Source organism: Alteromonas sp. G4i13, assembly GCF_054960505.1.
On the sequence record NZ_JBHNYX010000126.1, the window covers coordinates 1 to 515 of the forward strand.

Sequence of the window (515 nt, forward strand, 5' to 3'; positions counted from 1 at the left end):
AAGCCTCTTATCTGATTACTCAACGCCGTTTGCTGCGCTATCATACGCTCTCTAATCCGATGCATAAGCTGGATGTCTTGTTGGTCCTGAGACTTAAACGGCACAAATCGCATCCCTTCGCGTTGTGATGCCTCGGCTATCGCCTCTGCATCATTGTAATCGTGTTTATTGCCTTTTCGGTATGCTACAACGTATTGCGGTGCTATTGCTTTGACTTCATGCCCGGCTTTCGTCAATTCCCTACACCAGTAATGGCAACTTCCACAGGCTTCCATCACTACAATGCATGGCTCCAGTTGACTAAAATAGGACAACATCTGGTGACGCCTTAATTTCTTCTTTCTGAGCACTCTGCCTGACTGATTCATAAAAACTAAATGAAAAACAGACTTGGCGATATCGAGACCTATTGTTACCTTACTCATGTGACCTTCTCCTTCTTGATAGTGATTTGAACAACCCTATCTTGGCTCATTTGAAGCCTTTATGGGAGGAGAGGGTCCATACCATTAATC

General features: G+C 44.5%; 1 protein-coding gene. It reads right to left on the reverse strand.

The window, feature by feature from the left end; genetic code table 11:
- Positions 1–425 (reverse strand): IS110 family RNA-guided transposase (locus ACFI6J_RS21590; RefSeq protein ID WP_462586408.1); only part of this gene is annotated, 425 nt, incomplete at its 3' end.
- Between the last annotated feature and the right edge of the window lie 90 nt (positions 426–515).